We start from the raw sequence: 3,879 nt of genomic DNA on the forward strand, positions 1-3,879 counted from the left end.
GCGCCTTGGCGGCGGACACCGACATCATCCTGATGGACGAAGCGTTCAGTGCCCTCGACCCGCTGATCCGTGCCGAGATGCAGGACCAGTTGCTGCCACGGCCGCCCCTGGGCAGCCCGGCCTACCAACAGGCCGTCGGCACCGGTCGCGTCCAGCACGTATCGGGCCTTTTCCGGCGAATCGATATCGCCATTGGCGAAGACGGGCATCGACACCGCCTGCTTGATCGCAGCGATGGTGTCGTACTCGGCTTCACCGGTGTACAGGTCGGCACGGGTGCGGCCATGGACCGCCAGTGCCGTGATGCCTGCCTGCTCGGCGATTTTCGCCACTGTCAGGCCGTTCTTGTTGTCCCGGTCCCAACCGGTACGAATCTTCAGGGTAACCGGCACATCAACCGCGGCCACGACGGCCTGCAGGATCTCGGTTACCAATGCTTCATCCTTCAACAATGCGGAGCCGGCAGCCTTGTTGCAGACTTTCTTTGCCGGACAGCCCATGTTGATATCAATAATCTGCGCGCCCAGCTCAACGTTGGCCCGGGCCGCATCCGCCAGCATCTGCGCATCGCCACCGGCGATCTGGACCGAGCGTGGCTCGGGATCACCTTCGTGAATCATGCGCATCCGTGATTTGCGGGTGTTCCACAAACTCATGTCGCTGGTGACCATTTCAGAGACTACTAGCCCTGCACCCAATCGTTTGCACAACTGACGAAAGGGTTGGTCGGTGACGCCCGCCATCGGGGCGAGAATCAAGCCGTTGTGTAATGTGTATGGACCGATGCGTACCGCCGACATAGGACTTCCCTGTTGTGGGGCCGGATCATGAGAGTTCGAAAAAGGGTTGGCATGATACCCGCTCTCGATGACTGGATAAAGGCTGAATTGAACAAAATCTGAACAGTTATTCTTATATCGCCAGTGGTTTGGTTGCGGCAGACGAAGTCAGAAAGCTGAAGCCAGCGGATGATCGGCGAGCCCTTTCACTCCGGGGAGTGGAAGCTGAGGCTATAGTTCACGGCCTTGGCACCTGGATCGAGAATGTCCAGTGCGATGTGGATCGGCGTTTGCGGAGGCATTTCCACCATGCCTTCGAGATCGCCATTGAGGTATTCGCCCGGCTTGAAGCGGCGGCTGGCGATCAGATGGCCATTGAGGTCGGCAAAGCGCAGTTCAAGCAGCGGGAAGGGCTGGGAGAAGGGCGCGCGATTATAGATGATCGCATCGACCACCAATGCACCGCTGAATTCCGGATGGCTGCGTACCACCAGGTTGCTGCTTTTGATTTTTGCGATGTCGACTTTCGAAGGCACAGTGCAACCGAGTTGCGGGCACAGTTGCTGGAACCAGGGACGATACTGGTCCTGACGCGCCAGTTCGTCGAAATGGTAGGCAATGTATTGGCCGGCAAGCGCGCCGGCGGCAAGCACGATCAACAACAGCCAGAAGAACCGGCGCCCCCAGGGCGAGCGGCGTCTTTGCCAATCCAGTTGCAGGGGGTCATCCGTCAGGTCTTGCAGGACCTCGGCGCGAACGCTGGGCTCGCTGCGCTCGGGGCGTTTGCGCAATGGCTCGATGGAGGGCAGGTCTGCATCGATTTCATCGCTTGCGCTTGCCGACAGGCGTTCGTGATGAAGCGGCGTATCCAGCGGATCGTTCAGGCGAAGCTGTGGAGGGGGTGTTTCATCGTCCAGTTCCACCGGCTCAAGCGACAACGAGGGTTCGGTGCGCGAGTGTTTGCCCGACTCGTTTTCAGGCTCTTGTGCTTCAAGGGTGTCCAGCGCACTCAGGGAGTCGAGGTTCTCGGTCGTTTGCGTGCGCTCGTCTGGCGTTTCGCTGAACAGGCTGTCGGCAGTCCAGGGTTCTTCGTCGTTTTCGCCGCTATCGCGGCGTGCGCTCAGAGTGTCTTCGCGGTGTCGACCGAACTCGGTGGTCGGCTGGATTTCCCGCTGTTCGAGTCGGGCCAGCTCCTGGTCGAGGTCGAGACTGTCCAGGTCGAGTTCGGCGGCGCTCCATTGCTTGAGGCTGATGGCCCTGGGCTCTGCGGGGGCGGCCGCTTCGGCAGCGGCTGGAGCGACCGGTGCGACAGGTTCCTTGCCTGCCTGCTCAAGCAATTGCTTGGCGGCGTTGAATACCTGCAGGCAGGAGCCGCAACGCACGACACCGCGGGCCACGCTCAACTGGGCGTGGCTGACGCGGAAGCTGGTTTGGCAATGCGGGCACTGGGTGACGAAGCTGTCGGTCATGCGGCGATCCGGTCTATGCAGGCGATCATTCTAGCGCCGACGGCCGGTAATGCGCACCCAGCCTTCGCGATTGGCGATCGGGTCCAGATCGAAGTCCCGGGCGTAGGCGGCCGCGACCTCTTCGCCTTGCTCTGCAAGAATGCCCGACAGCGCCAGGCGACCACCGGGTTTGACCAGGCTGGACAGTTGTGGCGCGAGGGATACCAATGGGCCGGCGAGGATATTGGCCACCAGCACATCGGCCTGAACCTGCGGCAGGTCTTCTGGCAGATACAGCGGGAAGCTTTGCTCGGCAATATTGTTACGCCCGGCGTTGTCGCGGGAGGCTTCCAGCGCCTGGATGTCGATATCGGTGCCGACAGCGTGCTTCGCACCCAGCAGCAGGGCGGCAATGGCCAGGATGCCCGAGCCGCAGCCGAAGTCCAGTACGTTGCAATCTGCCAGGTCCTGGCCGTCGAGCCATTCCAGGCACAGTGCGGTAGTGGGGTGAGTGCCGGTGCCGAATGCCAGGCCGGGGTCGAGCAGCAGGTTCACTGCGCCAGGTTCCGGGGCAGCGTGCCAGCTCGGCACGATCCACAGGCGCTGACCGAAACGCATTGGCTGGAAATTGTCCATCCAGCTGCGCTCCCAGTCCTGATCTTCGATGACTTCACTGTGATGCTCGGGCAGCGGGCTGCCGGTCAGCAATTCCAGATGAGCCAGTACCGGGGCGGCCTCGGTGCCGCCTTCGAACAGGGCCAGCAGGTGCGTGTGTGACCACAGGGGCGTGGTATTGAGTTCCGGCTCGAAGATCGGTTGGTCTTCGGCGTCCATGAAGGTCACCGAGACGGCGCCCACTTCAAGGAAAGCGTCTTCATAGGTTTCGGCTTGTTCTGGGCTGATGGCGAGACGGACTTGCAGCCAAGGCATGGCGGGCACCTTTGAAAAATATTGATTGCAGCCTAGCGGGCTGCGAGAAGCGCGCAAGTTTACGCGAGCGCGGAGCATTTGTGGGAGTGGTTTGGTCTGCGCGCAAGGCGCGGTTACTGGATGACGCAGTGCCCTGTGGGAGCGAGCCTGCTCGCGATTGGGATCCAGATGCAACATTTGCATCGGTTGGTACACCGCTATCGTCGGATCGCCGCCCGGAGCAGGCTCGCTCCCACAGAAATGGTCTGGCGTCAGATTAGGTGAAATGTTCTGAAACAACAAAGCCGCCCGAAGGCGGCTTTGTCTTTGCCAGCTGAAGCTTAGTGCTTTTCGCCAGCGAGCTTGTGCTCGAGGTAGTGAATGTTCACGCCCCCTTTGCAGAAGCCTTCGTCGCGGGTCAGGTCGCGGTGCAGCGGGATGTTGGTCTTGATCCCGTCGACCACGATTTCGTCCAGCGCATTACGCATGCGCGCCATGGCTTCGTCACGGCTTGCGCCGTAAGTGATCAGCTTGCCGATCAGCGAGTCGTAGTTCGGCGGAACGGCATATCCGCTGTACAGGTGCGAATCGACGCGAACGCCGTTGCCGCCTGGTGCGTGGAAATGCTTGACCGTGCCTGGGCTCGGTGTGAAGCCCGGTTACTACCAGCAGACCTCGACGCCGTTGGTGGCCGGGAATGTGGTGATCGTCGGTGGTCGCGTGGCCGATAACTACTCCACGGG

Annotated in this window: 3 protein-coding genes and 1 pseudogene; all 4 read right to left on the bottom strand. The window is 61.2% G+C overall.

From position 1 onward, the window contains the following. On the bottom strand, nucleotides 1-800 hold an 800-nt coding region (dusB, locus tag ACQKP2_RS32050), incomplete at its 3' end, for a tRNA dihydrouridine synthase DusB (protein WP_427582274.1). Between the two features lie 185 nt (nucleotides 801-985). After that, the gene (locus tag ACQKP2_RS32055) at nucleotides 986-2,248 is read right to left on the bottom strand and encodes a DUF3426 domain-containing protein (RefSeq protein ID WP_427582275.1); all 1,263 of its coding nucleotides are present in this window, start codon (nucleotides 2,246-2,248) and stop codon (nucleotides 986-988) included. 30 nt (nucleotides 2,249-2,278) lie between these two features. After that, nucleotides 2,279-3,157, bottom strand: coding sequence for a 50S ribosomal protein L11 methyltransferase (gene prmA, locus ACQKP2_RS32060; protein WP_427582276.1), 879 nt, complete (start codon nucleotides 3,155-3,157; stop codon nucleotides 2,279-2,281). Nucleotides 3,158-3,477: 320 nt separating this feature from the next. After that, nucleotides 3,478-3,789, bottom strand: a pseudogene (locus tag ACQKP2_RS32065) (acetyl-CoA carboxylase biotin carboxylase subunit); the annotation flags it as partial. Between the last annotated feature and the right edge of the window lie 90 nt (nucleotides 3,790-3,879).

The organism is Pseudomonas sp. NPDC089569 (assembly GCF_050280625.1).
In the GTDB taxonomy this organism is placed as follows: domain Bacteria; phylum Pseudomonadota; class Gammaproteobacteria; order Pseudomonadales; family Pseudomonadaceae; genus Aquipseudomonas.